This is a genomic window from Sphingobacterium faecium, assembly GCF_003054045.1.
GTDB classification, from domain to species: domain Bacteria; phylum Bacteroidota; class Bacteroidia; order Sphingobacteriales; family Sphingobacteriaceae; genus Sphingobacterium; species Sphingobacterium faecium.
In genome coordinates this window covers 385245-410568 of record NZ_QBKH01000005.1, presented here as the reverse complement: position 1 = coordinate 410568, position 25324 = coordinate 385245, and the positions used below count along the sequence as shown (strand labels likewise).

Annotated in this window: 24 protein-coding genes; 13 read left to right on the top strand and 11 right to left on the bottom strand. The window is 33.9% G+C overall.

Annotated features, from left to right (window positions below):
* Positions 1 to 152: 152 nt before the first annotated feature.
* The 3 genes from C8N37_RS15885 to C8N37_RS15875 form a co-directional block, all read right to left on the bottom strand.
* Positions 153 to 767 carry a hypothetical protein gene (locus tag C8N37_RS15885; protein ID WP_108159806.1) on the bottom strand — a complete coding sequence of 205 codons (615 nt, stop codon included), beginning with the start codon at positions 765 to 767 and terminating at the stop codon, positions 153 to 155.
* A 138-nt stretch (positions 768 to 905) separates the two neighbouring features.
* Positions 906 to 2699 carry a glycoside hydrolase family 15 protein gene (locus C8N37_RS15880; RefSeq protein ID WP_108159805.1) on the bottom strand — a complete coding sequence of 598 codons (1794 nt, stop codon included), beginning with the start codon at positions 2697 to 2699 and terminating at the stop codon, positions 906 to 908.
* On the bottom strand, positions 2677 to 4935 hold the full coding sequence (locus C8N37_RS15875) for a bifunctional alpha,alpha-trehalose-phosphate synthase (UDP-forming)/trehalose-phosphatase (protein WP_108159804.1): 2259 nt from the start codon (positions 4933 to 4935) through the stop codon (positions 2677 to 2679). The genes C8N37_RS15880 and C8N37_RS15875 overlap by 23 nt, the downstream gene beginning before the upstream one ends.
* Before the next feature lie 672 nt (positions 4936 to 5607).
* Between C8N37_RS15875 and C8N37_RS15870 the strand changes: the two genes are divergently transcribed.
* Complete coding sequence (locus C8N37_RS15870) at positions 5608 to 6129, top strand: CinA family protein (protein WP_108159803.1); 522 nt, start codon at positions 5608 to 5610, stop codon at positions 6127 to 6129.
* A 20-nt stretch (positions 6130 to 6149) separates the two neighbouring features.
* Here C8N37_RS15870 and C8N37_RS15865 read toward each other — a convergent pair whose 3' ends face one another.
* A complete protein-coding gene (locus C8N37_RS15865) occupies positions 6150 to 8330 on the bottom strand; it encodes an ATP-binding protein (protein ID WP_108159802.1) in 2181 nt (726 codons plus the stop codon).
* A 377-nt stretch (positions 8331 to 8707) separates the two neighbouring features.
* Between C8N37_RS15865 and C8N37_RS15860 the strand changes: the two genes are divergently transcribed.
* The 5 genes from C8N37_RS15860 (at position 8708) to C8N37_RS15845 (ending at position 11640) form a co-directional block, all read left to right on the top strand.
* Positions 8708 to 9328, top strand: coding sequence for a hypothetical protein (locus C8N37_RS15860; protein ID WP_108159801.1), 621 nt, complete (start codon positions 8708 to 8710; stop codon positions 9326 to 9328).
* Between the two features lie 2 nt (positions 9329 to 9330).
* Positions 9331 to 9987, top strand: a complete 657-nt coding sequence (locus C8N37_RS15855; protein ID WP_108159800.1) for a response regulator — start codon at positions 9331 to 9333, stop codon at positions 9985 to 9987.
* 140 nt (positions 9988 to 10127) lie between these two features.
* Complete coding sequence (locus C8N37_RS15850) at positions 10128 to 10349, top strand: hypothetical protein (protein ID WP_108159799.1); 222 nt, start codon at positions 10128 to 10130, stop codon at positions 10347 to 10349.
* Between the two features lie 15 nt (positions 10350 to 10364).
* Positions 10365 to 10529: a hypothetical protein gene (locus tag C8N37_RS22845; protein ID WP_153198352.1), complete on the top strand. Its 165-nt coding sequence runs from the start codon at positions 10365 to 10367 to the stop codon at positions 10527 to 10529.
* A gap of 226 nt (positions 10530 to 10755) precedes the next feature.
* Entirely contained in the window at positions 10756 to 11640 is an 885-nt protein-coding gene (locus C8N37_RS15845) for an SDR family oxidoreductase (RefSeq protein ID WP_146171089.1), read from the top strand.
* An 81-nt stretch (positions 11641 to 11721) separates the two neighbouring features.
* Here C8N37_RS15845 and C8N37_RS15840 read toward each other — a convergent pair whose 3' ends face one another.
* The 4 genes from C8N37_RS15840 to C8N37_RS15825 all read right to left on the bottom strand — a co-directional run bounded on the left by C8N37_RS15840 (position 11722) and on the right by C8N37_RS15825 (position 13940).
* Entirely contained in the window at positions 11722 to 12189 is a 468-nt protein-coding gene (locus tag C8N37_RS15840; protein ID WP_108159798.1) for a hypothetical protein, read from the bottom strand.
* A gap of 30 nt (positions 12190 to 12219) precedes the next feature.
* Positions 12220 to 12726, bottom strand: coding sequence for a pyridoxamine 5'-phosphate oxidase family protein (locus tag C8N37_RS15835; protein ID WP_108159797.1), 507 nt, complete (start codon positions 12724 to 12726; stop codon positions 12220 to 12222).
* Between the two features lie 156 nt (positions 12727 to 12882).
* Positions 12883 to 13113, bottom strand: coding sequence for a hypothetical protein (locus tag C8N37_RS15830; protein ID WP_094772895.1), 231 nt, complete (start codon positions 13111 to 13113; stop codon positions 12883 to 12885).
* Between the two features lie 320 nt (positions 13114 to 13433).
* Positions 13434 to 13940 (bottom strand): GNAT family N-acetyltransferase, encoded by a 507-nt coding sequence (locus C8N37_RS15825; RefSeq protein WP_108159796.1) that lies wholly within the window; start codon positions 13938 to 13940, stop codon positions 13434 to 13436.
* Between the two features lie 370 nt (positions 13941 to 14310).
* Here C8N37_RS15825 and C8N37_RS15820 point away from each other — a divergent pair, with 370 nt between their 5' ends.
* From C8N37_RS15820 to C8N37_RS15790, 7 genes are all read left to right on the top strand, one after another.
* Positions 14311 to 14685, top strand: a complete 375-nt coding sequence (locus C8N37_RS15820) for a DUF1304 domain-containing protein (RefSeq protein ID WP_211322275.1) — start codon at positions 14311 to 14313, stop codon at positions 14683 to 14685.
* A 226-nt stretch (positions 14686 to 14911) separates the two neighbouring features.
* Positions 14912 to 16150 (top strand): Pycsar system effector family protein, encoded by a 1239-nt coding sequence (locus tag C8N37_RS15815; protein ID WP_244914443.1) that lies wholly within the window; start codon positions 14912 to 14914, stop codon positions 16148 to 16150.
* 170 nt (positions 16151 to 16320) lie between these two features.
* Positions 16321 to 17184, top strand: coding sequence for an SdiA-regulated domain-containing protein (locus tag C8N37_RS15810; RefSeq protein ID WP_108159795.1), 864 nt, complete (start codon positions 16321 to 16323; stop codon positions 17182 to 17184).
* A gap of 4 nt (positions 17185 to 17188) precedes the next feature.
* Positions 17189 to 18292 (top strand): metallophosphoesterase, encoded by a 1104-nt coding sequence (locus C8N37_RS15805; protein WP_045754173.1) that lies wholly within the window; start codon positions 17189 to 17191, stop codon positions 18290 to 18292.
* A 146-nt stretch (positions 18293 to 18438) separates the two neighbouring features.
* Positions 18439 to 20778 (top strand): GAF domain-containing protein, encoded by a 2340-nt coding sequence (locus C8N37_RS15800; protein ID WP_108159794.1) that lies wholly within the window; start codon positions 18439 to 18441, stop codon positions 20776 to 20778.
* A 98-nt stretch (positions 20779 to 20876) separates the two neighbouring features.
* Entirely contained in the window at positions 20877 to 21419 is a 543-nt protein-coding gene (locus tag C8N37_RS15795) for a YceI family protein (protein ID WP_108159793.1), read from the top strand.
* A 78-nt stretch (positions 21420 to 21497) separates the two neighbouring features.
* Positions 21498 to 21848 (top strand): ArsC/Spx/MgsR family protein, encoded by a 351-nt coding sequence (locus C8N37_RS15790; RefSeq protein WP_108159792.1) that lies wholly within the window; start codon positions 21498 to 21500, stop codon positions 21846 to 21848.
* A gap of 89 nt (positions 21849 to 21937) precedes the next feature.
* Here the strand turns inward: C8N37_RS15790 and truA are convergent, their stop codons facing one another.
* From truA to rocD, 3 genes are all read right to left on the bottom strand, one after another.
* Entirely contained in the window at positions 21938 to 22738 is an 801-nt protein-coding gene (gene truA / locus C8N37_RS15785; protein ID WP_108159791.1) for a tRNA pseudouridine(38-40) synthase TruA, read from the bottom strand.
* Positions 22739 to 23008: 270 nt separating this feature from the next.
* Positions 23009 to 23974, bottom strand: a complete 966-nt coding sequence (locus tag C8N37_RS15780) for an arginase (RefSeq protein ID WP_108159790.1) — start codon at positions 23972 to 23974, stop codon at positions 23009 to 23011.
* 6 nt (positions 23975 to 23980) lie between these two features.
* Entirely contained in the window at positions 23981 to 25240 is a 1260-nt protein-coding gene (gene rocD, locus C8N37_RS15775) for an ornithine--oxo-acid transaminase (RefSeq protein ID WP_108159789.1), read from the bottom strand.
* Positions 25241 to 25324 lie beyond the last annotated feature (84 nt).

Below are 25324 nucleotides of genomic sequence, written 5' to 3'. Positions count from 1 at the left end.
ATCTTTTATTGAGATATCCCATATCCAATTTCAATTCATAAGTTCCAATGATTTTGAATATTTTTTTAGTAAGTTTAGTTTTGAATATAGATATATTTAATTAAAAAACTAAAAATCTATTTTCAGTGCAATAATTTATTCCATTAAAATTATTAGTCCACATCTTTTACTTGATTTGCAAATCCTTTGATTAATGCTTTCCACTGTGGATATGATGCTCCAATAGCAGCACCTGCACCAACTATAAAATTTCTAATATTATCGATTATTTTATGGTTTTCGGTATTAGGTATCTCATTTCTACCTGCATATTGAAATAAAAGACTATTGGTTCTCTGCTCAAGAATTAAGGTGGAAGTGGCAATGCCTTCAAAGAAATGAGCGGTGTCTTTATTATCTGGTTGAGTTGGATCAGGGCAAGGTTTGAGACTGATGGATAGTATTTTATACTCATTCATGTTTTTTGATTCTAAATTGACAACATTTACCCAGTCGTAGCCTTTTGTGCGAGGTAAGCCTGGTCCTGGAATATCAATTCGAATATAATCATGTAATTGTAAAGGTCTCTCTAATGACGATCCATCAGAATCGACCAATTGAAAAACAGCTGCTGGCACTTCAGCAACCTTATGCCAATCATTGATGGATAATAAATTGTATGCTGCTTTAATAAATGCTTGATTAGCAATGTGAGTATTTGAAAACTCAACCGATTCAAAACAGTCCAATTGATTTCCTTCTTTTTGTGTTGGAATGATATTTTTCATATTTTTTACTTAAATAACAATTCATATGATACTAATGTTTATATCTATTTTTAAAGTATAGCTAATTGCAGTCAATGCAATATAGATTATCCATGTATAGCAATACCCTACGCGTCTTGATTAGCGTAGGGTATAGTTTTATAAAAATGCAGGATGATCTAACTTGACTGCGATGCGATTGGCGGCATTGACTAATCCCACATGACTGTAAGCTTGTGGAAAATTACCCCATTGACTACCATCCTGTTCATCTACATCCTCACTAAATAAGTTGAGATGATTGCCATACTTGATTAATTGCTTGAATACTTTTTGTGCTTCATCCAGACGGCCTACACAGGCTAATGCCTCTACATACCAAAAGGCACATACTAGAAATGTTGACTTTGGTTTTCCAAAATCATCCTTATGCAGGTAGCGATAAAATAATCCATTTTCACCCTTTAGTTCTTTTTCTAGTGCTTCCAGATGATGTTTTGCTTTTTCGCTTGTTGGGTCAAGATAGTTCATCATGATTAATTGTAAAGTAGAAGCATCTAAATTTGAGTTTTTAGTAGCAGTAGTATATACTTTGCGTTCTTCATCATAGCAACTCTCAATATGTACACTAGCACGTTCCCGCAGTTGCTGGGCTTTTATTTTAATGTCTTGAAATCCGTATTGTTCCGCAATTTTTAGTGCTGCTGTTGCACCAGCCCATTGAAATAAATTGGAATAACAATGTCTATTTTCAAAATTTCTAAATTCCCATATCCCGGCATCAAACTCATCGATGGTACTTTCGATCTTATTTAAGATGTAGTTAGTCCATGATTTAGCAAGTCCGGTATTCTGATGACTAAATCGGTGATCGGTAAACATGGGGAGCAGAGCGAGCAAAGCTTGTCCATAGACATCGTTTTGCACATGCTCGTAGGCTTGATTTCCTAACCGTACGGGCTTATTACCCAAATACCCGTCCAAATGGTCAAGAGTACTTTCTGTCAAGAGGTGCTGTCCCATTATTCCATACAAAGGCTGTAAGCGACCTAGATCTGTTTGGGTGATATTAGCAATGTAGGAAGCATATTTTTCCATTTCTTCAAATTGTCCTATATGGCTCAGTGCTGTCAGTACATAATAACTATCCCTGAGCCAACAATAGCGATAGTCCCAATTACGACCACTACCAGGATGTTCGGGTAGGCTAGTAGTACTTGCAGCAATCAATGCTCCAGTATCTTCATATTGATGGAGCTTCAAAACCAGCGCAGATCGTATCACCTCTTTTTGACAGAAGGAGGGAATAGAGGCATTTTTAACCCACCGCTGCCAATATGCTTTTGTTCTGCTTAAAAAATCTTCCACTGTGCGCTCTATAGGGGCTTCAAATGGACTGCCGAATGTCATGACCAAATAAATAGTATTACTAAGTACGTGAGGAATATCATCAAAGAAATGACTAACAGGCATATTTGTTGCTAAACGTATCTTAATATCTTCTTGCTCGAATTGAATATGATTGCTACCTCTATTTTTACTAAATCCTTCCTTTCCATATGCGTACTTTGGTGTACAGCGAACATGAATTTTCGGCTGTCCCTCGATTGGTTCAACCTTGCGGACCAGCATAAGAGGTTTATAATATCGCTCATATTGTTCAAAGCGAGGAGCAAAATCTGTAATCCTATAACTTCCTTCAGCGGTTGTTATAGTCGTGCATAAGATATTCGTATTTTCAACGTACTGTTGATCTCTATTAGTAATTTTAGATGTAGGCAGAATAGAAAATTCACCACCATTCTTTTGATCTAATAAACTGCCAAAGACAAATGAATCTTCAAATGTTGGCCAGCATAGCCAAGAAATATTTCCCGTAATATTGACATGGGCTATATATGAACAATTCCCAATGATACCGCTATTGTATTTATGTTTTGCTGTTTTCGTCATAAGTTTCTATTTTGATTTGAGATGATGAATCTTTAGTCTCTTTTTGTTTATTATTATAGGCAAAATATTCAATCAGTTGCACGGCTTCTTGTTGAGTGTCGACATAAAACTGTGCTGCTGATTTTTTGTTTCCAACTTTGATGGTAATAGCATCCGCAGGAAGTTCTAAAAACATATCTTCGTCAGTAGCATCATCACCTATAGCAAAGATAAAGTCAGGCTTATAGCTGTTTACAATATCCATAGCTGCCTTGCCTTTGTTTAGTTCACTGTTTTTAACTTCGATTACTTTATCTCCCATTAGCAATTGTAAGCCATGTTGTTGAACCAGGTTTCGTAAACTTTCTACAAGCTCTAGGGCTCTTAATTGACCCAGTCCGGGTTGTGCCTTGCGATAGTGCCATGCTAAAGAATATGATTTTTCCTCGATTACGCAACCAGCTGTTATATTAGCAAATTTGGTCATGATATGTTTAACCGGAATTTTCCAGCGTGTTGATAATATAGCGCCACTTTGCCATTTATGAGTTGGATAATTGCTCCAAGCTCCATGTTCGGCAACTAAATAGTATTGTTCATTAGCAAACCAATTGTCAAGTGTCTCATGCGGTCTGCCACTGATTATTACCACTTGACTTTCGTCATTCTCTTGCAGCATGTTGAGTGTTTCATACAATGATTCCGTTGGTATAGCAGCAGCAGCGTCATTTTGAAAGCCAATCAAAGTACCATCATAGTCTAGAAAGAACAATCTCCTTGTGGCACGATTATATTGATCAAGAATTGCTTCCTTGGTCTGCAAATTGATCCTTCTGGCCATTTCATTTTGTTGAAAGATTTTGATTTCACGAAGTCTGTTAAAGAATAATCGAACCCAATGGCGAACATTGAATTTTTTAACAATTTCGATGCTGTCATTCAATCGCATCCGCTGCTCAGATTCTGGCATATGTAAAGCATTGTATATCGCGGTTGTGACTTGATCGGTTGCATTAGGATTGATCTGGATTGCTTGTGTCAATTCTTTGGCAGCACCAGCTAATTCGCTTAAAATTAATACACCATTTGTATTTTCCTTACTAGCGATATATTCTTTACACACCAAATTCATACCGTCACGCAATGAGGTGATTAAACATATATCAGCGGCTACGTAAAGGGATGACAACTCTTCCAATGGAAAGGAATTGTAGAAATACGCTATCGGTGTCCATTCATTACTTCCAAATACAGCATTGATGTGGCCAACGGTCCTGTCTATTTCATCCAGCAATTGTTTGTATTGTGCTACGTGATCTCTTGATGGTACGACAATCATATAAAGTACAACTCGCTCTTTTTGCTCCGGGTTGGTAACCAATAAGTTTTCATAAGCTAGCAAACGTTCAATAATCCCTTTACTATAATCTAATCGATCAATACTAAGTATTATTTTTTGGTCTTTGTAGTAATCTTTTATAGCTTGTGAACGCGTCTGTATGGACTCACTATTGGCTAATTGGGAGAATTTATCAAAATCGATACCCATTGGATAAACTTCCGTGAAAATACTACGACCACCCGTATGTAAACAATTATTATGTACATTGAGTCCTAGAATATGTGCACATGAATTAAGGAAATGTTGTGTATCGTTAAAAGTATGGAATCCTATTAAATCAGCTCCTAGCAATCCATTTAATAATTCATTGCGCCAAGGGATGCTTCTGAAAACTTCATCGTTAGGGAAGGGAATATGTTGGAAGTATCCGATAGCGATACTTGGATAGGATTTTCTGACTAACTCTGGCAAGAGCATCAGCTGATAATCATGGATCCATACCTCATCTTTCTCTTGTACTTGTTGTCGATCGACTACATCAGAAAACTTTTCATTAACCTTTTGATACATTTCCCAATCAGGAGTTCGATAAACAGCATATGATGGTCTATAATGAAAAACCGGCCATAAAACTTCATTAGAAAATCCTTCGTAATATCCTTTTAATTCTTCCTCTGTCAAAAAAACTGGAATAAGGTTGTGCTCTGCTAATCCTTTGGTGATTATTTCTTCTTCAGCTGCATTTAAAGGGATAATACCGGGCCAACCAATCCATATGTTCTCGTCACTTTTGTAAACTGAACCTAAGCCTGTGGCTAAGCCACCCTCACTTGGGATAAATAAAAGTTCATTGTCTTTTCTTTCAATGCGTATGGGTAATCTATTGGAAACGATGATCGTTCTTTTCTTATACATGTTTTTTACTATTTTATTATAGAGACTATTAAGGATAATAGATTCTTTTAATTAATGTTGACTTGACTCTTTGAATTTCTATTTCTCAAACTATCTATAAAAACCAGGACTACTACATATCTTTGTTCTATGTTGTAAAGAAATTGATCTTAATCTACTAAGTGTAAGTTTAAAGCTTTGCGTTGTTGAACGGTTGTTTTGAATCTTTAGTGGAATAGCTGTTTTCATAAATATATTACATTATATAGTCTATTTACAATATTGTGCAATTTGAGTAGCTGTAAAGGTATAAATGTGAATTGCATAATAATACAAGCGAATTTCTAGCCAAAAAAGCTTATATAAGGTGTAAAAAATTAATTTGATTAGCTGACCGTATTAATACTTGCTATATCATCTTAAATCCTTTATAATTTATCGCACAGTCCATTATCATTTTCCGCCTGCACCTCAAGCTGCTTTAGGGGCGGCTCGATGATCAATGATTTTTAATACACGTCATCATAATTTTTGAAATTGGGTATTTATACCCAGTTATATAACAAGGCATAGGCCATATAATCGAAGATTTTTAGTGAATTCAATTATGAAATTATCCGATGTCGGTAAACTTTTAATGATATAGGGGTGTTTATATATCGAGATAAATTACAAATTTAAATAAATGCATTTATGATGGATTACATAGAAACCTCAACACTAGACATAGTTGGTAAATTTTTTAAAGATCATGATCTTAAGGTATTTGTTGGAGAAAGTATGACTGGTGGTTTTTTAGGAAGTGTATTGAGTATGCAAGTTGATTCAGGTAATTATTTTTTAGGAGGGATTACCAGTTACGCGACCTGTGTCAAAAAGTCTTTACTGCATGTAAATGAAAATAGTATTGAACATTTTACGACGGAGTCAAGCGAAGTCACATTTGAAATGCTTGAGGGGCTTAAGAAAATTGTTGAAGCGGATGTGTACATTGCTATAACAGGGATGGCTTACGACCATTCCTATCCTGTGTCGGATCATCAAGCTGAAGTAGGTGATATTTTTATAGCGATATCTTTTAGTGGAATACACTTACAAAAAAAATTACATTGTATTGATTGTAATGCAGCTCAGATCTACATAACTGCAGTTAATCATGTTATTTATGAATTGTATAGTTTCATACAGAACCATGCGTTGAATAAAGAGGAATAGTAAAGGTATGTTCACTATTCCTAATCGGTTAACATGCTCGGAGGAAAATCTTCCACAACAGGAAAATATAGATAAACAGTGGTACCTTTGCTCACCTCTGATTCAATCTTTACACTTCCCCCAAGCCGTTCCATGATTCGTTTAACAAGCGAAAGACCTACGCCTGTGCCTTCAATATCTTTAACATTGCTTCCTCTTTTGAAAATTTCAAAAATCTGGTTAAGATTTTCTTTCGGAATCCCAATTCCTGTATCTTGAATAAGATAACAAACCTGACCTTCTTCAAAATAACTATGAATATATAGATTAGCTTCTGAGCTGTTTGTAGAATATTTGATAGAATTGCTAATTAAATTGCTAAATATTTGGTAAAGTGCACTTTTCTCAGCCCATATGGGCAATAATTTTCCATATTCTACTTCGCAAGACTTATTTTTGTAAAGTAATGTACTATCATTAAATATCTGCTGCAGATTGTAAGCCATAGGGATAGGCTCTTTAGATAGAGTACTTCCTTTCTGTTGACTCAATGATACGACATTATTAATGATATCTTCGATACTCTCTGTGCTTGAAATCAAGTTGCTATACCATTTTTGAAGGGCTACTGTATTAAGTACATCTTTACTATTCTGCAGAAATTGAAGCCCCATCTTTAATATAGAAAGTGGATTCTTCAGGTCATGAGAAAGAGTGAAGGTCAACATCTCCAACTCATTATTAGAAGCGACCACTTGTTCATTCCACTGTTGCTTCTCTTTGAGCTTACTGACGATAGATTCTTTTAAAATCTGATTTAATGTCAATACAAAATTGATTTCAATATCATTCCAAGATTTTGCGACATCCTGATTAATACTTTCAGTAATGGTTATGCGTGGTTTATTTTGTTCAGTTGACAACTGATTTAAATGCAAATTAAGTACTGTACTTCCACTTTCTTTACGAAACCAGATCAAAATTTGATCGTTTAGGAGTCCTACTTTAAGATACATCAATCCTGCAAATGGTAATTTACCTTGGATTTTTGAACCATGAGTAGCTCTGAAATTATTATCTTTAAATAGTGATTTTTCAGTATGTGCTTGTACAAATGCGACTATCTCATAGAGTTGAGATTTAGTAGGGCAGATTCCATTTAAGCAAACATCACCTTGGTTAAAAAGGGCAAAACCATCAGCATTGACCATATTCATAATGATATCCATATGCTTCAGCAGTGCACAATTAACACTCTTACTTTTTAAAAGGTCAATTTTTAAATCTACCTCTGTGGTTTTTAAAATTTCGTTTCTTTCGAGTAAATTTTGCTTCAGGTAGCTTTCATATTTACTCGTAGCGTTCTGGATTGCAAAAGTGCATAATTTACGCTGTTGAAGATCAATATTCTTTTCTTTACCGTGATGTGCAACTAACAGACCCCAAAAGTTGCCATCAATGTGAATAGAGAAAAATAAAGCACTCACTACTTCTTTTTCGGATAGAAAAATTTGATGAAGTTCGGGAATAGGAGCTAATTGGCTTTCTAATAGTTTGAAATCCCTTTCATTGGTGTAAAACTTTTGATTAATATGTTTTAAATTTGGGCTGTAACGATATGAACACATACTATAAAATGGAAAAACTTCATTTGGCATAAAGCTTTTGGAAAACTCCATATTTTTGTAATAGTGTTTACCATCTATTGTATCTTCCGCAACTACATGGCTATAACCAGTTTCATCTATTTGAACTACAAAAACGTGGTCAAAATGTAATATACGATTGATGGCGTGACATACCAAATCCCAATTATTGGATTGAATATTATCAAGTAAGAAACTGAATTCGTTAATTTTCTCTGCGGAAGTATGTTTTTTGAACTGTTCTTCCCACTCAATAAAAATCTGCTTATCATGTAAGCTTAATTTTAAATAAACTCTTTTGTCAGCTAATTTAATAGGAATAATCTGACGAGGAATAATTTGGTCCCTGATATTTTCTAATAAACGATGAATTTTATTGGTATGCTTTCCAAAAATAGTAGATCCCAAGGATCTTAGAGAACAATCCAACACACTTTCTATATGATGAATTTTTAGATCCTGTAGGGCATTTTCACTGATGCCAATAATATGCAAATTATGATCTAAAATAATGATACTGCCGAATTGCTGGATATTACTCGTATTTAGATCTGAAACATTTAAATCGACTCTCATATAAAATATATACTCCTAGAATGCTCTAAATTAATGAAAATAAATCACAACTATAAGAATCAAATTATGGCTTTAAAACTTGAACTTTGATATGGTTTTCTATAATCAATAAATAATTGATGTTCTCTTATCATCCATTTCAAGGATTGCTCTTTTCAATTGGCAGATTTTCAGAATTATATATTTTTTTAGTTAGGTTGAAAAAGTTGGATTAAACGTCATAGGATTGAATAAGCCGTAAAGTTACTCCTAGATGAGTACGTATTAATACGGGTTAAAATCACGTATTAGTTATAACGTGATAGGATCGATATTTGTAATCGATAGCATGAATTATAAGGTGTTAGATAAATAACATTTTTTTTATAAATCTTGGTATGCGGTCACGAGAAAAATTATATAAATCAATTATTAAGGAATATGAAGATCAAAATTTATTGTTGGGAAAAATACTTCATGAATATATAGCTCAAGATTTATATGCAATACAGTTAACATTACAGCGTTACTCTATAGAGCAAGGTCATTCCTTGCCAATTGATCAAGTAAAAGACATTATAAACGGTACGATCGGCAAAGTCCAACAAATGGCTAATGATCTTTTACCCGTTGTTTTGAGAGATTTTGGATTTCAAAGAGCTATAGAAGATTTATTTCTTCAATATAATGGCATCAAGAATGAAATACAAGTCGAGCACTCCGTTAACAGTTTGGACTTTAATTTTCAATTCAAGTTATTTCAGTTGGTACAGTTTATGCTTAAAGCTTGCTTCATAACTGATGATACGTGTATATTAGTAATTAAATTAGTAGTAAATAAAGATAATCTATTATTGGAAATGGAAGGGGTAAGCGAAAATTATATTAGAGAAATTAATAATTATAATAAAGAAAATATTAAGAAATTACAAGATCGCGTAAATTTATTTGAAGGGACACTCGACATCAATACATGTTCGGATAGAAATAAAATTGTTGTTATTGTAAAATTAAATTAATCATGATTAAAATTGTTTTGGCTGAAGATCATTTGGTCGTCCTTAATGGAGTTAAATTATTGCTAGAATCACAATCTGATCTCGAAGTTATTGATCAAGGCACAAATGGCAATATGATTTTAGATATTTTAAAATCTGGAAATATTCCAGATGTGCTTATTACAGACATAAACATGTCTGATATGGATGGTTTAGAATTGATTACTCATGTAAAAAATGACTATCCAACAATTAAAATAATTGTCCTTTCCATGTTAAATAATGTACAACATGTACTACAAGCTTTCCAAAATGGTGCTAATGGATATTTGGTTAAAAATGTGGGATATGAAGAAATGCTTTATGCAATAAGGCACGTCGCCAAGGGGGGAAGGTTTTTATGTGAAGAGATCAGTATGATCATGTTAGAAACGCTTCAAAAATCGCCTTCAGCTTTTCTTAATATAGAACAAATAATGCTAAAAATCGGTTTAACAGAGCGTGAAATGGAAGTGCTAGAATTAATCGGTGAAGGATTTACAAACCTGCAGATTGCCGATAAATTGTTCTTAAGTAAACGTACAGTAGAAGGACACCGCCAAAATTTACTAGAAAAAACAGGTGTTAAAAATACAGCAGCCCTCATTAAATATGCAATAAAAACGGGGTTAATGCAGTAAATTTTGTTGCTTAAGTAATTTCAAGATTTCTTAACGTATTTATACGTAATAGGATATGATTAATGCGTATATATCAACCAATAACAAACAATAGTACCAAAATGAAGGTTATTTATATGTAAATCAAATTAAAAGAGCATATGAAAAACTTCAAATTGATAACATTAGCAACATTTTTATCTTTAGGTATATTAGGTGCTTGTCAAAATAAACCATCAACACCTGCAAGTGAAGGAAGTAATAGTAAAATAGCACCTTCGGCGGGTGATGAAACACGATATAATTTAAGTGAGCAACAAGAAATGAGTATGCAGGGTGATACCATAAAGATAGATTCTACTCAGAAAGACTCAATTAAATAACTAAAGTAGCAAGTCATGGAAAATAATTTAGATAATAAGACCAATTATTCAGAGAATGAGGTCCCACAGGAAGCACAAGAAGAGAATGGTGATAAACCTGCTGCTAAAACTATACCATGGGCGATTTGGATTGCAGTAATTGTTATGATTATTGTATTTCTATATATGTGGCAAAGATAGTTTTTGCTTTTCAGCATTTCACAACAGCATGTACAAATCATTTTTTAACATTCAGTCTTTAGTGCCGAATACTTGAGAAGTAAAATAAGTACGATACTGTTGTGAAATGATTGTATTTAACTCAACTTCGTATTTCTTATATTCCCATATAAATGAAATTGAAATACAGTAAATTCTACAACTGTATACAATATAAATATACTTTTTTTTATTTAAATGGATTATTATGAAAGTAACCACTCAAAAATCACCGTCTTACGCACAGCCACCATTTAAAAAGCAAGATCAAATAGTACCAGGCATCTCTGCAAAAATGGATCCTGTGCCCGATCACGGAGAAAAAACATATATTGGAAATAACCTCTTAGCTGGTCAAGTTTGTTTGATCACAGGAGGTGATTCTGGGATAGGAAAAGCTACGGCTATAGCTATGGCTCGGGAAGGAGCGGATATTGCCATCATTTATCTTGACGAAATTGAAAATGAAGATGCTGCAGATACTGCTGGTTGGATTGAAAAAGCGGGTCAAAAGGCTTTGTTAATCAGAGGTGATATACGCAATGAATCTTTCTGTCAATCAGCAATTCAGCAAACAGTAGAAACATTTGGTCGTTTAGATATTTTAATTAATAATGCTGCTTATCAAATGACTTACAATTCCGTTACTGATATCTCTGCAGCAGAGTGGAATAAAACTTTTGAGACAAACGTTAGTGCCATGTTTTATCTTACCAAGTATGCTAAACCTCATTTGCCAAAAGGTGGTAATATTATCAATACGACATCTGTTAATGCTTATGATCCTAATCCTCAATTACTCCCTTACGCTGCAACAAAAGCTGCTATTCAAAATTATACTGCCAGTTTAGCGCAACAATTTTTCGAAGACGGTTCAGATATTCGTGTAAATGCTGTGGCGCCAGGTCCGGTATGGACGCCTTTAATTCCAAGTACGATTCCAGATCATGAAAAGTTTGGAGCGAATACACCTATTGGTAGACCGGGCCAACCAGCTGAAATTGCACCAATTTATGTATTCTTAGCCTCGTCCGCTGCATCCTATATTTCTGGAGCTACCATTCCTGCCACTGGAGGACGTGTGACGATTTAATGATAAAAATGCTTTATCTAAAAAGGCTAGTATCATTGGGATACTAGCCTTTTTAGATAAAGCGCAATAATGATTTTTTGATTATAATGTTCCTCTTGCTGCTGCTAAACAATCATCAGCATATTTCAGAATATGATCCTTGTCCTGAGCTGAAATTTTCTTTTCCAAAAATGCTTTTTCAACATCAGTTCTATCTTCTAATATATCTTTCTCTGCCTCAATGATATTATCATTAGTTTTAGCATTAATACGGTCTACAATCGATTTGCCTAGGTCAGAACAAAGTTCTTTCGCTTTACTATTTGACAAAGCAGGCATAGCTATCTTAGCAACAGCTGCATTTGCAGCTGCCATATTCGAATAAATAGTTTTTTCTAAATCAATATGAGCAGCTTTATCAGAAGCTTTTTCAGCATCAGATGCCGCATCTTGTGCTTTTTCTTCTGTTTTTTCCATAGCATTCTCTGCCTTCTCTTGTGGAGTATTGTTATTACATGAGTAAAGCAATGCCCCTGACAACATCATTGATAAAAATGTTACTTTTTTCATAATATGTGATTTTAATAAATTTTTCTCTAATTAAATATGAATTTGACCTTCTCTGCCTTGATCTTCCAAATCTCCACCTACAGACTTAATTAAGGTAATGGCATATGATATCAACTTGTGATGTTTCGTATCCCAATAATGAGCATGTTCAGGCTTAATTTTGAATAAAATAATATTGGGATCTGTGCGACCTTTTTCAAACCATCCTTCAACAAATTTATTCCAGTATTTATCTATTCTACTTTGATCATCCACTATGTCAGCGTTTCCAAAAAGAGACAGATATTTCATAGATGACGGATCGGAAAAATACAGATGAACCTGTTTGTTCAGTTTAATGTTTCTGTACTTATCACTATCTTTAGATGCAAGAAACCAGATATTACCTTGATCATCTACTTCCTGTACACTCATGGGAGTGGACTCGAAAGGGGGGTGATTAAGATCAGTACAGAAAAAGCAAAAATTAATACCTTCTGCAAGTTCTTTAATCTTTTTTATCGCTTCCTCCCTTTGATTTATATTTTCTTGACTCATATGTATATAATTATATTAAAATTTGATAATTTAAAAATTGTGCGTTTTGAATTTTAACAGCTATATAGCCAGCTGCTCTATTATGCTTTTTGACGTACTTAAAAATTTTAAAACGCTTATTGGAAAAGTGAATTATGTATGGACAACATCATTGATTCATACATTTTTTTTACATCCTATAAATCCCAATACATTCTTTTTAGCAGGATCATTTTGACAATATTTCCAAACTAACAATGCCACTAGTGCACCACCAATCCAGAATATATTGTTGTTTTTTTTTGTCTTTTTATCCTTCTTAAAAGCGTCCTTACCATAACGATGGGGTGAAGTACCGCTACTTTCGTTAACTTGTTCAAATTCGTCTTTTAACTTCGAGTTTTTCATAATAGAATCTTTTATTTAAATATTGAATTTCATTAATTAAACAATCAAAAGACCTAAAATGTTTGTTTTTCTATTAGAAATACATCCACTGCTTATGCGATTTAGAAATTATGATATGATTATAAATGGACATGACGAAGGGAGACCTTGTCGTATGATTTCGATTTTAACCCAATGAAATGTGTGAGTACAGATCATGTTGAGTGAATAATATTTAAATGAGGTATCTATTCAATTTCATAATTTAAGAAAATAAACTGGTGGTAGTGCCCTAAATAATGAATATGTAGAAGAGAAGTATAGTGGAGAGGATAGTATTATTATAAAATAATTTCAAAAAGACTGAATGATCCCTCTTTATAGTGCTCGGGTAGAGCTGGTGTCCAATTTATTTGACTGATTCCTTTATAAGTAAAACCGCAACTCATGTAATAGTTATTTATTTTATCATTACCACTATGCGTATCGAGTCTAATATATTTTTTATCACTATTCCGTGCATATTCTTTAGCCCATGAGACAATCTTTTTTACATATGAATTTCCTCTAAAAAGTGGATTGGTCGCTATTCGATGAATATAGATTGATGAGTCATTCGCAGATTCTTTCCATATGATGTCATCTTTAAATGTCAGAACGAATGTACAAGCTAAAACATTTTCTTCTAAGATAACAAAATGTCTATCTTCATCGATCTCTTTCTGTACCTGAGCTACTTCAAATCCTTTCCAGCCTTTATTGCCTACCTGTAACTTATAAGCAGAGGCCTGTTCGTATATGTTGAATATATCCGTTATATCGTTAGCTGTGCTGTTTCTTATTTCCATCGTTTGCGTAATATAGTATTAAATCATTTTTCCTTATTAATAGGATAGTCCTTTGATCATTTCCGACAAATATATTTAAATTTTTTATGGACAGACTATATTCGTTATATGTTAATGCATATAAAGTTAACGAACACGTAAAATTAGATCTTGTGTCTATGATGCAAAAGAAGTCTTTTTGTCTTTCCGGTCTTGATTTAATACGCAGACGTCCATCGCAAAATCCTAACCAATAAAAAAAAGAAACAGATCTAGTTTGAGAGTTTTAAATATAAATATCCTTGATTTTTTTTATATTTATCATGATAAATATAAAACTTGTCATATATCAGTGGTATATCATGACATCTTAAACTTAGCAATTTAACTTATGGAAGGACTAATTGGAATTACTGCAAAAATAATAATTGCTTTAGTAGCATTAGAACATATATATATATTATGGTTAGAAATGTTCGCCTGGGAAACTAAAGGTAAGGAAACATTTAAATCTTTACCCGCGCACCTATTTAAAGAAACAAAGACATTAGCGGCCAATCAGGGGCTCTACAATGGATTTTTATCGGCGGGACTTATTTGGTCTCTATATATAAGTGATGTCATTTGGCAGAGTCAAGTAGCGCTGTTTTTTCTAGGTTGTGTTTTCATTGCCGGAGTATACGGTAGTGCGACAGCAGGAAAAAGCATCTTTTATAAGCAAGCAGTTCCAGCTTTAGTGGGTATTATATTGGTTCTACTAAGTTGAATTTGAGCAGTCGTAATCAATGGCACTGACATTAAGTTGAGTCATCAGTTATGACAGTAACCAATTTATATACGTGTTTTACATGTGATATGAAGTGGGGGGATGTAATAGGAGTCGAGCTATCTGTTTTTAAAGGTTTTTTCATCAATAATCGATACCTTCGAGCGGTTAAAGACGTAAGAATTATTGTATTATTTATCCTTATCTTTAAACTATAAAAGCATGAATGAAAAACAAATTGATCACTTATAAAAGTAACTCATATCTCATGGATTATTCTCAATTGATAAAGGAAACTGCAGCATATGTAGGAAAGTATATGGGTGATCATGATCTTTCAAAATTAAGCTTCCATAATAGTGAGCATACAGAAGAAGTGGTGGAAGCGGCGCGAACAATGGCATCTTATTATAATTTAGATGAACATGATACCGCAATTGTTACACTATCTGCCTATTTTCACGACCTTGGTTATTGCGTGAATGGTAAAGAAAGTCATGAAGAGAGAAGTGCAGATATAGCTGAAAAGTTTTTCAGGGAAAAAAATGTAGACATTCCTATGATCAGTGCCATTCGCGGATGTATATTAGCAACAAAATTACCTCAATCTCCTCAAAATTTATTAGAAGAAATTGTCTGTGATGCCGACTTGTTTCATTTAGGCAGTGATCGATTTGATGCTCGCAACAAACTAATGCGACAAGAGGTAAAAGCCTGCGGTTATCAGGTCAATAAAGAGGACTGGAGAAAAGGTACTCTCCAGTTAATGGAAAGCCATCATTATCATACGGACTATGGTCGTAAATTTCTGGATCACAAGAAAAAGCAAAATATGGCAACTTTAAAACAAAAAAAAGAATCTGATACAACCGAGTTGGAAAAAAAAGACCATAAAAAAAACCATAAAAAGGAGCATCAACCAGAACAGAAAGGGAATAGACCTGAACGCGGTATTGAGACGATGTTCCGAATAACTTCTACCAATAATCAGCGTTTAAGTGATATGGCAGATAATAAATCGAATATCTTAATCACTGTAAACTCCATTATACTATCGGTTGTCATTGCCTTACTACTGCGTAAGTTAGATAGTAATGCCCATTTGATATTTCCCACAGCAATATTGTTATTTACCAGTTTGGCGACTATGGTGATCGCTATTTTGGCAACACGGCCATCTGTTCCAAATGGCAAATATACAGATGAAGACCTGAAGAATAAAAAAGTTAACTTACTGTTTTTTGGTAATTTCTATAAAATGAATTTAGAAAGCTATAGCAGTGGGATGAAACTGATTATGGAAGAACGCGAATACCTGTATAATACCTTGATAAAAGATGTATACTCACAAGGAGTAGTACTAGGTCGTAAATTTAAATTACTGCGACTAGCTTATAATATATTTATGTACGGTTTAATTGTATCTGTATTTGCATTTCTTGTTGTCGTTATTCTCAATGCTTAGATTTTATAGGTTGCAGGTATGTCAACAAATAAATTGAAAAGCTTACATTTCAAAAACAGTTATAAACTCGTAGAAATGATAAAAATTTAAAAATTGTAGGATTGAGTCATGAACATATCAAAACTTTAATGACTTTTACATACTAATGAAGACATTTTGAATTACTGAAAATGAATAATAGAAAATACCTGTTGATCTTACTGCCTTTCGTGTGCTTGTTTTTCTTTTCAGCATGTGCTCAGCATCATATTGTTTACCCAAGTCCAAAGGGTTTTGATTTAAATAATGGAGAGAAGCTGTTTGTTCCAGATGCGCTTCATGAATTATCTGGAATAGCGTTTCCAGAGGAAAGTTCTAACCATATCTTTGCAAATGAAGATGAAAATGGAATCGTGTATTTTTTTGCGCCAGGGGAGAAAAAACATCAGGAAATTAAATTTGCGAAGAAAGGAGATTATGAAGATATCGCGATCAGCAATGGTTTTATTATGGTACTAGAAAGCAATGGATCTATTTATACATTCCCCTATACCGATCTGCTTCAGCAAAACGCAGAAAGTGTCAAGGTCGGGAAACACATTATTCCCAAAGCAGAATATGAGTCTTTAGCAGCATCGCCAATGGATAGTTTACTCTATGTTTTATGTAAGAAATGTGCGGTTGATAATAAATCAAAAAGTCTTACAGGTTATATTTTGGCGATTTCTAAAGATGGTGATATTTCACTAAAAAGCGAATTTCAAATTAATGAGCAGCAAATTGATCATTTTAGTAGTTTAAATGGGAAGAAGTTTCGTCCTTCTGCGATGACCAGAAATAAAAAAACGAATCAATGGTATATCCTTTCTTCTATTAATAAAATGCTGGTCGTGACTGATGATAAATGGGAGGTAATTGGTGCCTATCCCTTAAATCCAGCTATCTTCAATCAACCAGAAGCAATTGCTTTTGATCATGCGGGCAATCTATTTATTGGTAATGAGGCTGGAGATAAAAATGGAAAAGCAACATTATTGAAATTTAAATTAAATTGATCACATGTTGAAAAATTGGTTTGTTCTTTTTTTATCATGTCTCACGATCCAAGCTTTTGGACAAGACAGTGTCGTAAATAGGGTCATCTTTATCGGTGATGCAGGTGAAATGAATTTTAAACAAGAAACCATAATACCTCATGCTGCAGCGCTAATTATTAAAGGAAGGAGCACAGTAATGTACCTCGGTGACAATATTTATCCAAAAGGAATGGGACTTCCGGGTAGTAAAGAAGAGCTAGAGACTGCAGCCATTCTACGTTCTCAGTATGAACCTATGCGAAAAGCAGGTGCGCCAGTATATTTTATTCCGGGCAATCATGATTGGGATCGATCTGGAAAAGATGGGCTTGCAAAGATTAGAGCTCAAGGACAATTTTTAGCATCACAAAAGGATTCTCTTTTACGTTTAATTCCATCAAATGGTTGCCCTGATCCGGTAGAAATACCAATTTCAGAGCATATGGTTATGATTGCATATGACAGTGAGTGGTGGTTATTTCCTTATAAAAAGAATGATGGAAGTATGGGGTGTGACTGTAATTCTGAGGCAGAAATATTGGAGAGATTGCGTAAAATACGCGATAAAAATAAAAATAAAACCATATTAGTAACTTCGCATCATCCTTTTTATTCCTACGGTGTACATGCTGGTTATTATTCATGGAAAGATCATATCTTTCCACTTACGATTTTGAATAAAAATTACTACTTACCTCTACCTGTTATAGGGTCGCTGTATCCTTTATTGCGATCTACCGCATTTTCAAATCCAGAAGACATGAATCATGCCGCATACAAGCACTTGAAGCAAAGTGTCAAGGAAGTATTTAATGGATTTCCTAACTACTTGTATATTTCCGGACATGATCATGGTCTCCAATTCATTAAAGCGGATGGTCAGTATCAAATTGTTAGTGGTTCAGGTTCAAAAAGCTCATCTATAAAAGGAAATAATCATTTGCTCTATAAGAATTCAATGCAAGGTTTTGTGACTGTCGATATGATGCTCGATAGAAGTACACAAATAACTTATTATACTTATGAGAATAAAGGCATAAAGAAGGATTTTACCTATAATATTCCATTTAAAAATAGTAACTATTAAATATTACAAAGAATTCAAGCATCCAAAATACATGATAACTCAGTTTTTGTTGTTGGTTATTATCCATTAAGCTAATCCTTTAAGAATAGTAAATATTCTTTTTTGTTGGAGTCTTGTACTGGAATCTTGATTTTAATTTATAAAATATGCAATCAGCATTATTCAACATTATTAGTGACGAAGAAGATCAATTCCCTATTATTGAAACTCACCTCTCGTTTGAACCATTTCTAAAATATCTGAAAAGAAGATATAACGATGAACTTTTAATAAGGAGGGATTTTTTAACACATGTATTGCATGATTTTGATAGCGCTCTTGCAGCGCATGGACCTGTGAATAATGATAACATATTTAAATTCGAACAGGAGTTACAACTGATCCATGCGACTCTCAATCCTCTTTTATCCGATTATGAAGATAACTACTGGGCTATAGGATTTCCATTAGGAAAAACGATATGTTATGGAACGAATAAATTTTACACTTTACTGAAGCAGTATAAGTGTGAAAATCAACTTGATGTAGTAGATTGTTCTGATGCTTTTAATGATAAAATGGAGATGTTATATTCATTTATCCTAGAAAGATTATACGGAATAAAATCAAGCAAGCACTTTGAGATCATTCATTCATTTACAGATGACACTTCGGGCTTAGAAAAATATTATAGGATCAATATTGATCATACTTTTGTCGAGGTACAGGTCATCGGGGAACTACCATTTTTTGATCGATCTAAAGTAATCGATGGGTTTTCAAAAACTTTAAATTTTGAAATCATAAAATCATTAATTCCACTAGAAATGATTCGAATGGAAGGTTTTTCAATTTTATCGGTCACAGATATTACAGAACAGCAGGCTTTAGAAAATATCAAAAACATCATTATTAAAGGCATTGATGAAAAAGATTCATATGAACATGTAATTACTGCTTTAAAAACACTTTCAGGAAATTCGGAAATTGATTTTTCGTTATTGCCCTTTTTTAATTTAAATGATCAGGTGGTGTTTGATTTCAAAGAAAGGAAAACATCAGCATTGCTCGATTTAATAAAAGAAAATAACACAAGTCAGCAACGTATTCAAGAATTGTTAGATCAATTTATTCAGAATCCTAAAATTTTAGTGTTCGATGGGAAAGAGGATATCGCTGATAAAACAATTTCATTTTTTTGGGATAGGTTGAAAGATCTTGGCATTCAAAGTTATGCTCTAATTCCAATCGCTCACAATAAAGAAATCGTCGGAATTATTGAGGTTTTTACAAAAACTGATGCAATTTTAGAAGACCAAATACTGGCTCGTATTTTTAGAGCAAGTACCCTGCTAGCCCAGTTGTTGAAAGATGAAATTGTCGAATTCCAGACCCAGATCAACGAGGTGATCAAAGAAAAATTTACATCCTTACAATCCGCGGTGCAGTGGAAATTTAATAAAGAGGCTTGGGAATATTTACAACGGATTGAACAAGATAAACCTAAACCTGTTATTGGTGATATCAAATTTGAACAAGTTTATCCTTTATATGGAGCCGTAGATATCAGAAATTCAACCGTTGAAAGAAATAGAGCTGCATTTCAGGATATGATCGTTCATCTTGAATTGCTGGAAAATGTTTTGATTCAGCTAAAAAGCCTAAATAATATTGTTATACTAGATGAAATGATTTTCAATTGCCGTAGATGGCACCAAGAACTCAATGAGGAGTTAATGGATATTATTCAGATTCAACTCAATGACTTTTTCAATCAGCATGTGACTGAAGTGTTGACCTACTTCAAAGAAAACTCAGAGCAAGCACATGGAATTATTTCTGAATATGAAAGGGCCATTCATCCCGTACACGGGATTGTATTCAAAAATCGTAATGTCTTAGAAAGATCAATTCAAATTATAAATAGTGGAATCAGTGGTTATCTTGAATTGTTTGACAAGGAACTACAAAATTCTTATCCTTGTTATTTTGAAAAGTTCAGATCTGATGGTGTTGAATATGATATTTATATTGGACAGTCAATTGCTCCCGATAAAAAGTTTAATGAGATATACCTCAAAAATATTCGCCTTTGGCAATTAACATCTATGGCTGCGATCGCAAAGATTACCCATAGTTTGTTGGATCAGATGGAAAAACAATTATTTACAACCCAACTAATTTTTGTTAATGCTACGCTTATTGATATCACTTTTAGAACTGATGAGCATCGATTCGACGTTGAAGGAGCATACAATATTCGGTATCAGATTATTAAGAAAAGAATTGACAAGGTAACCATCAAAGGTACAAATGATCGCCTAACCCAACCGGGTAAAATTGCCATCGTCTATTTTACAAAACGTGAAGAGAAAGAGTATATTGGGTATATTCAATATTTACAAAAGAACGGTACCTTGTTGGATGATATGGAAGAGCTGGAACTAGAAGAACTGCAAGGTGTGAAGGGCTTGCAAGCATTGAGAGTTGGTATTCAGTTGAACTAGGTCTCATATTTAGGTGCAAATACAATTTATATTTTAAGTGAGTAGTGTTTGATAACCAGTGCTCAGTATCTGGAATATCATATTTTAAAAACGAATGAATGATCGTATCAAATAAATGGTCGATTGACCCTAGTCATAGTGAAGTGTCTTTTAAAGTGAAACATTTAATGATCACTACGATAACGGGTTATTTCGAAAAATTTACACTTGAGCTGGAAACTCATAATGACAATTTTAATACGGCTAAAAACATTGAATTTGCTGCCGAAATTAATTCAATTAATACCAATGATAAACAAAGAGATGAGCATCTAAAATCCGCTGATTTTTTTAATGCAAATGTATATAGTCATTTAAGGTTAAGGGGAAGTAAATATCAGGGAGCTAATAGCCACGCCGTCTTAACTGGTGCATTAACGATTGGTTCCATTACTCAGACAGTTAAGTTGGAGGTTTCATTTGGAGGAATTGTTATGGATAGTTATGGTCAAACTAAGGCCGGTTTTTCACTGAGTGGTTCATTGAGCCGTAAGAATTTTGGTTTAACCTGGGATGCTGTAACCGAAGCCGGTAATATTGTTGTTAGTGATGAAGTTCGGATCAATGCTGAAATTCAGCTTATTAAACAAATAGAGGTGTAGAAGTCCGCTATAGGTGGCCAATAAGCGATATGGATATGATCAAATGGCTTATTGTTTTAATTGTAATAAATTGTCATCATGATAAAGATATACCACAATAAATTGTGTAGTAAAAGTTGTGCTGCATTGGATTTGTTAATGAGTAAACATGTCGAATTCAATATACAAGAATATATAACTGATGTGCCCAGTAAAGACGAAATGAAAAATCTATTGACTATACTTAAAATGAAGCCACTTCAGTTAATTAGACATCATGAAACTATATTTCAAGAAAACTTCAAAGATCTTATACTTACGGATAATGAATGGATCGATGTCATGTTGCAAAATCCCATTCTTATCGAACGACCCATCGTAGTAAAGAATGGTAAAGCTGTTATTGGTCGTCCAATCGAAAATATAATTAAGCTATTACAAGAGTTTTAGAACCGTATTTTTCAATCCCATTATGGGAAATGAATACGATGTTATCAATGAAAAAGTACCAGAAGTATGACAATGACCGCATGCAACATTTAAATCAATAGCCAGTCTGAACTTTGTGTCGGGCTCAAAAAATCAGTTCGTGGGGGCAGGTCTAAATATGGATATTTAACTTTAGAAAGGTATAATCCGATTGGATAGGCTGGGTTTAATATTTTTGGTACTTCTAATGTTATTAAATGATTTTCAAATTCATCAATACTCAATTCACCAACAGCTATTTTCAACAATTTACCTGTTATAATACGAATCATTTTTCCTAAAAAGCGATTACTAGCTATATTAAAACGAATCCGATCCCCTTTTGTATTTACATATATTCCGGTCGACGATACTTGACATAGGGTATGCTCATTTTTATCAGGATGAGTACAAAAGGGACGAAAATCTTTGTATTTAAGCAACAGTTTAGCGGCCTCGCTCATTTTTTGCAGATCTAAATTTGGATATAAGTATAAAGAACTTTGATTGCTTAAGAAAGGATCTTTATACGTATGTATAAAATAATCGTATTCTCTATGTATAGCGTCAAAACGAGCATGAGGTTTGCCTTCCATTTTTATAATATCGTAAACAGCGATGTTGGTAGGAAGAGCTTTGTTTAATCGATAAAGTAAATCAAAATCACATTCTTTTTCCATATCGGCATGAAAAAAATATTGACTGGCATGTACTTGAGCATCCGTACGTCCACATCCAAATATAGTGGTTTGTACTTTTAAAATTTTAGAAAGCGTAGTTTCTAAAACTTCCTGTACACTCTTGACATCTGGTTGTCTTTGCCAACCGCTGTAATCTTGACCTTGATAGGCAATATGGAAAAAAAATCTCAATTTACTTTTGTATATGATACAATTTTACGCAAAAATGCTAGTATAATATTCATTTAGGAGTTTTTTATTATCCAAAAATTGAATGATATCCCATCATATGGAGGGAGATAGGTAGAACCGAAACAGTTCAGCATCGAACACCTGTTAATCATTTTGGATGGAAGAAGATTTTGTTTACAAGATAGTAGATGCCAACTAAGGAATTTTTAATTGGACAGATGCAATTTAGTTATAAATGTATTATCTGTCCAATGATGAAAGAAGAGATTGTTAACGTGTGCTCAATGCCTCGATTGATTCTGTGACTTGTTCTAAAATTTCGAAAGCAACTTCCGCCATTCGATTGCCTTGACTATCAAGTAGGGGATTCACCTCGACAAGTTCTAAACAGATTACTTTTCCTGAAGCAATGATTTCCTGAAGTATTTCGGTAATTTCTGTTGGATCAAATCCCTTAGGAACTGGGGTTCCAGTTCCATTAGAAATTAATTCACTATCCATACTATCAACATCAAAAGAGACATAGACGATATCACATGCTGCTAAATGTTGTAATGCATCGGCAACACAGACTTTGATACTCCTATTTCTGACCTTTTCAACTGGATATTTTTTGATGGCTAGTTTCTCAATTAAATTTTCTTCTGGTGGTTCTGTATCGCGGACTCCAAAATAGATCAGATGTTCTGATCTCAATTTAGCATTTGAAGTTCCAATCGATTTTAGTTTATTCCAATATTTTTTAGTTTCCTCGTCAATGTCATTGATTTGATTTTCAAGATTATCAATGCCTAGTACAGCCGCTAAGGGCATACCGTGTAGATTGCCTGAAGGAGTAGTATAGGGAGCGTGTAGATCAGCATGCGCGTCAATCCATATAACCCCTAAGGTTTTATCAGGAAAAGCTGATTTTATACCACTAATAGTTCCAATTGCTGATGAATGGTCTCCCGAGAATACGAGTGGAAATTTTTCTTCTAATAAACAATCTTCCACAGATATCGCTAATAGCTTACACTGTTGTAACACCTGTTTGATCCGTCTTCCAAATGGATAAATGAGTGGATCATAGATGGTACCATTGCGTGTCTGTATATCGACATAAGTGTATGTATTAAAATACTGACTCCCTTTGTTAATTGCAGCAATTTCTATGGCATCAATACCGAGGTCAGAACCTCGAGTTCCTGCACCAATATCAGATCTGTTTTTAATTAATTGAATCGCTCTTTTCATGAATATTTAGGAAAAGTGTTTTAGGGATTTCTCAATTATTTTTAAACTTTCCTCGATCTGTTCTTGTGTCATAACCAAAGGAGGGGCTAAGCGAATTTTATTGCCATGGGTCGGTTTCGCCAATAATCCATTTTCCTTAAATTTTAAACAAATTTCCCAAGCTAGATCGTCTTCTTCTTCACTATCAATAACGATCGCATTTAATAATCCTTTGCCTCTGACTTCTGTGATGATGGGACATCTGGTCATCATTTCTTCAAGACCATTTCTAAATAACTGACCCATATTTTCGGCATTCTCGGCCAAATGCTCATCAAGCACGACTTGTAGTGCTTCCATGGATACTGCGCATGCCAAAGGATTACCTCCATATGTTGAACCATGCTCTCCCGGCTTAATGGTTAACATAATCGCATCGTCTGCCAAAACAGCAGAGACAGGAAGTACACCTCCCGATAATGCTTTTCCTAAAATCAATAGGTCGGGCTTAGTACTGTTGTTGTAACCATCGATATCGTAAGAAGCCAACATATTGCCTGTTCGTGCAATCCCTGTTTGGATTTCATCGACAATAAATAGTACATTGTATTTTTTACATATTGCTTTTATACGAGCTAGATAGTCATGATCTGGCACGATGATACCAGCTTCTCCTTGAATAGGTTCAACAATAAATCCGGCTATATTTACATCATTTTCTAATAAATTTTCAAATGCATCCACATCGTTATAGGGCACTTGTAACACCCCTTCTAGAAATGGTCCAAAATCTTTTTTTGCAGAATCATCGGTAGAAGCCGAAATAATGGAAATTGTCCTGCCATGGAAATTGCCCTGAGCAAAAACAATTTTAGCTTGGTCTTTAGCAATACCTTTAACGAGATAAGCCCATTTTCGACAGAGCTTCATGGCAGTTTCTACAGCCTCTACTCCAGAATTCATGATTAATGCTTTGTCATAACCAAATAGTTTGCAAATGTATTCCTCAAAATTACCCAGTTGATCACTGTAGAAGGCCCTAGAAGTAAGGGTCAGTTTTTCTGCCTGTTGCGTTAATGCTTTAATAATTCTTGGATGACAATGTCCTTGATTTACGGCAGAATAGGCAGAAAGAAAGTCGTAATAGCGACGATCTTCTACATCCCAAACAAATACACCTTTTCCTCTCGACAAGACAACAGGAAGTGGATGGTAATTATGTGCTCCATATTTACTTTCCTTTGCAATGAAGGCATTGCTTTTCGTTTCATTTGTTAAATCATTCATAGTATTGGAATTATCAAATAAATGTACAATATTTAAACTAATTAATGCATGAAAAGTTAAATTAAACTTTTTGTTTGCATTAAA

What these genes read in the sequence shown, in the direction of transcription:
- C8N37_RS15790 (WP_108159792.1), top strand. Translation starts at nt 21,498, where the DNA reads ATGATAAAGATATACCACAATAAATTGTGTAGTAAAAGTTGTGCTGCA.
- C8N37_RS22845 (WP_153198352.1), top strand. Translation starts at nt 10,365, where the DNA reads ATGGAAAATAATTTAGATAATAAGACCAATTATTCAGAGAATGAGGTC.
- C8N37_RS15820 (WP_211322275.1), top strand. Translation starts at nt 14,311, where the DNA reads ATGGAAGGACTAATTGGAATTACTGCAAAAATAATAATTGCTTTAGTA.
- C8N37_RS15870 (WP_108159803.1), top strand. Translation starts at nt 5,608, where the DNA reads ATGATGGATTACATAGAAACCTCAACACTAGACATAGTTGGTAAATTT.
- C8N37_RS15795 (WP_108159793.1), top strand. Translation starts at nt 20,877, where the DNA reads ATGATCGTATCAAATAAATGGTCGATTGACCCTAGTCATAGTGAAGTG.
- C8N37_RS15845 (WP_146171089.1), top strand. Translation starts at nt 10,756, where the DNA reads ATGAAAGTAACCACTCAAAAATCACCGTCTTACGCACAGCCACCATTT.
- C8N37_RS15815 (WP_244914443.1), top strand. Translation starts at nt 14,912, where the DNA reads ATGAAAAACAAATTGATCACTTATAAAAGTAACTCATATCTCATGGAT.
- C8N37_RS15800 (WP_108159794.1), top strand. Translation starts at nt 18,439, where the DNA reads ATGCAATCAGCATTATTCAACATTATTAGTGACGAAGAAGATCAATTC.
- C8N37_RS15810 (WP_108159795.1), top strand. Translation starts at nt 16,321, where the DNA reads ATGAATAATAGAAAATACCTGTTGATCTTACTGCCTTTCGTGTGCTTG.
- C8N37_RS15835 (WP_108159797.1), bottom strand. Translation starts at nt 12,726, where the DNA reads ATGAGTCAAGAAAATATAAATCAAAGGGAGGAAGCGATAAAAAAGATT.
- rocD (WP_108159789.1), bottom strand. Translation starts at nt 25,240, where the DNA reads ATGAATGATTTAACAAATGAAACGAAAAGCAATGCCTTCATTGCAAAG.
- C8N37_RS15865 (WP_108159802.1), bottom strand. Translation starts at nt 8,330, where the DNA reads ATGAGAGTCGATTTAAATGTTTCAGATCTAAATACGAGTAATATCCAG.
- C8N37_RS15885 (WP_108159806.1), bottom strand. Translation starts at nt 767, where the DNA reads ATGAAAAATATCATTCCAACACAAAAAGAAGGAAATCAATTGGACTGT.
- C8N37_RS15850 (WP_108159799.1), top strand. Translation starts at nt 10,128, where the DNA reads ATGAAAAACTTCAAATTGATAACATTAGCAACATTTTTATCTTTAGGT.
- C8N37_RS15825 (WP_108159796.1), bottom strand. Translation starts at nt 13,940, where the DNA reads ATGGAAATAAGAAACAGCACAGCTAACGATATAACGGATATATTCAAC.
- C8N37_RS15860 (WP_108159801.1), top strand. Translation starts at nt 8,708, where the DNA reads ATGCGGTCACGAGAAAAATTATATAAATCAATTATTAAGGAATATGAA.
- C8N37_RS15780 (WP_108159790.1), bottom strand. Translation starts at nt 23,974, where the DNA reads ATGAAAAGAGCGATTCAATTAATTAAAAACAGATCTGATATTGGTGCA.
- C8N37_RS15880 (WP_108159805.1), bottom strand. Translation starts at nt 2,699, where the DNA reads ATGACGAAAACAGCAAAACATAAATACAATAGCGGTATCATTGGGAAT.
- C8N37_RS15830 (WP_094772895.1), bottom strand. Translation starts at nt 13,113, where the DNA reads ATGAAAAACTCGAAGTTAAAAGACGAATTTGAACAAGTTAACGAAAGT.
- C8N37_RS15840 (WP_108159798.1), bottom strand. Translation starts at nt 12,189, where the DNA reads ATGAAAAAAGTAACATTTTTATCAATGATGTTGTCAGGGGCATTGCTT.
- C8N37_RS15855 (WP_108159800.1), top strand. Translation starts at nt 9,331, where the DNA reads ATGATTAAAATTGTTTTGGCTGAAGATCATTTGGTCGTCCTTAATGGA.
- C8N37_RS15875 (WP_108159804.1), bottom strand. Translation starts at nt 4,935, where the DNA reads ATGTATAAGAAAAGAACGATCATCGTTTCCAATAGATTACCCATACGC.
- C8N37_RS15805 (WP_045754173.1), top strand. Translation starts at nt 17,189, where the DNA reads ATGTTGAAAAATTGGTTTGTTCTTTTTTTATCATGTCTCACGATCCAA.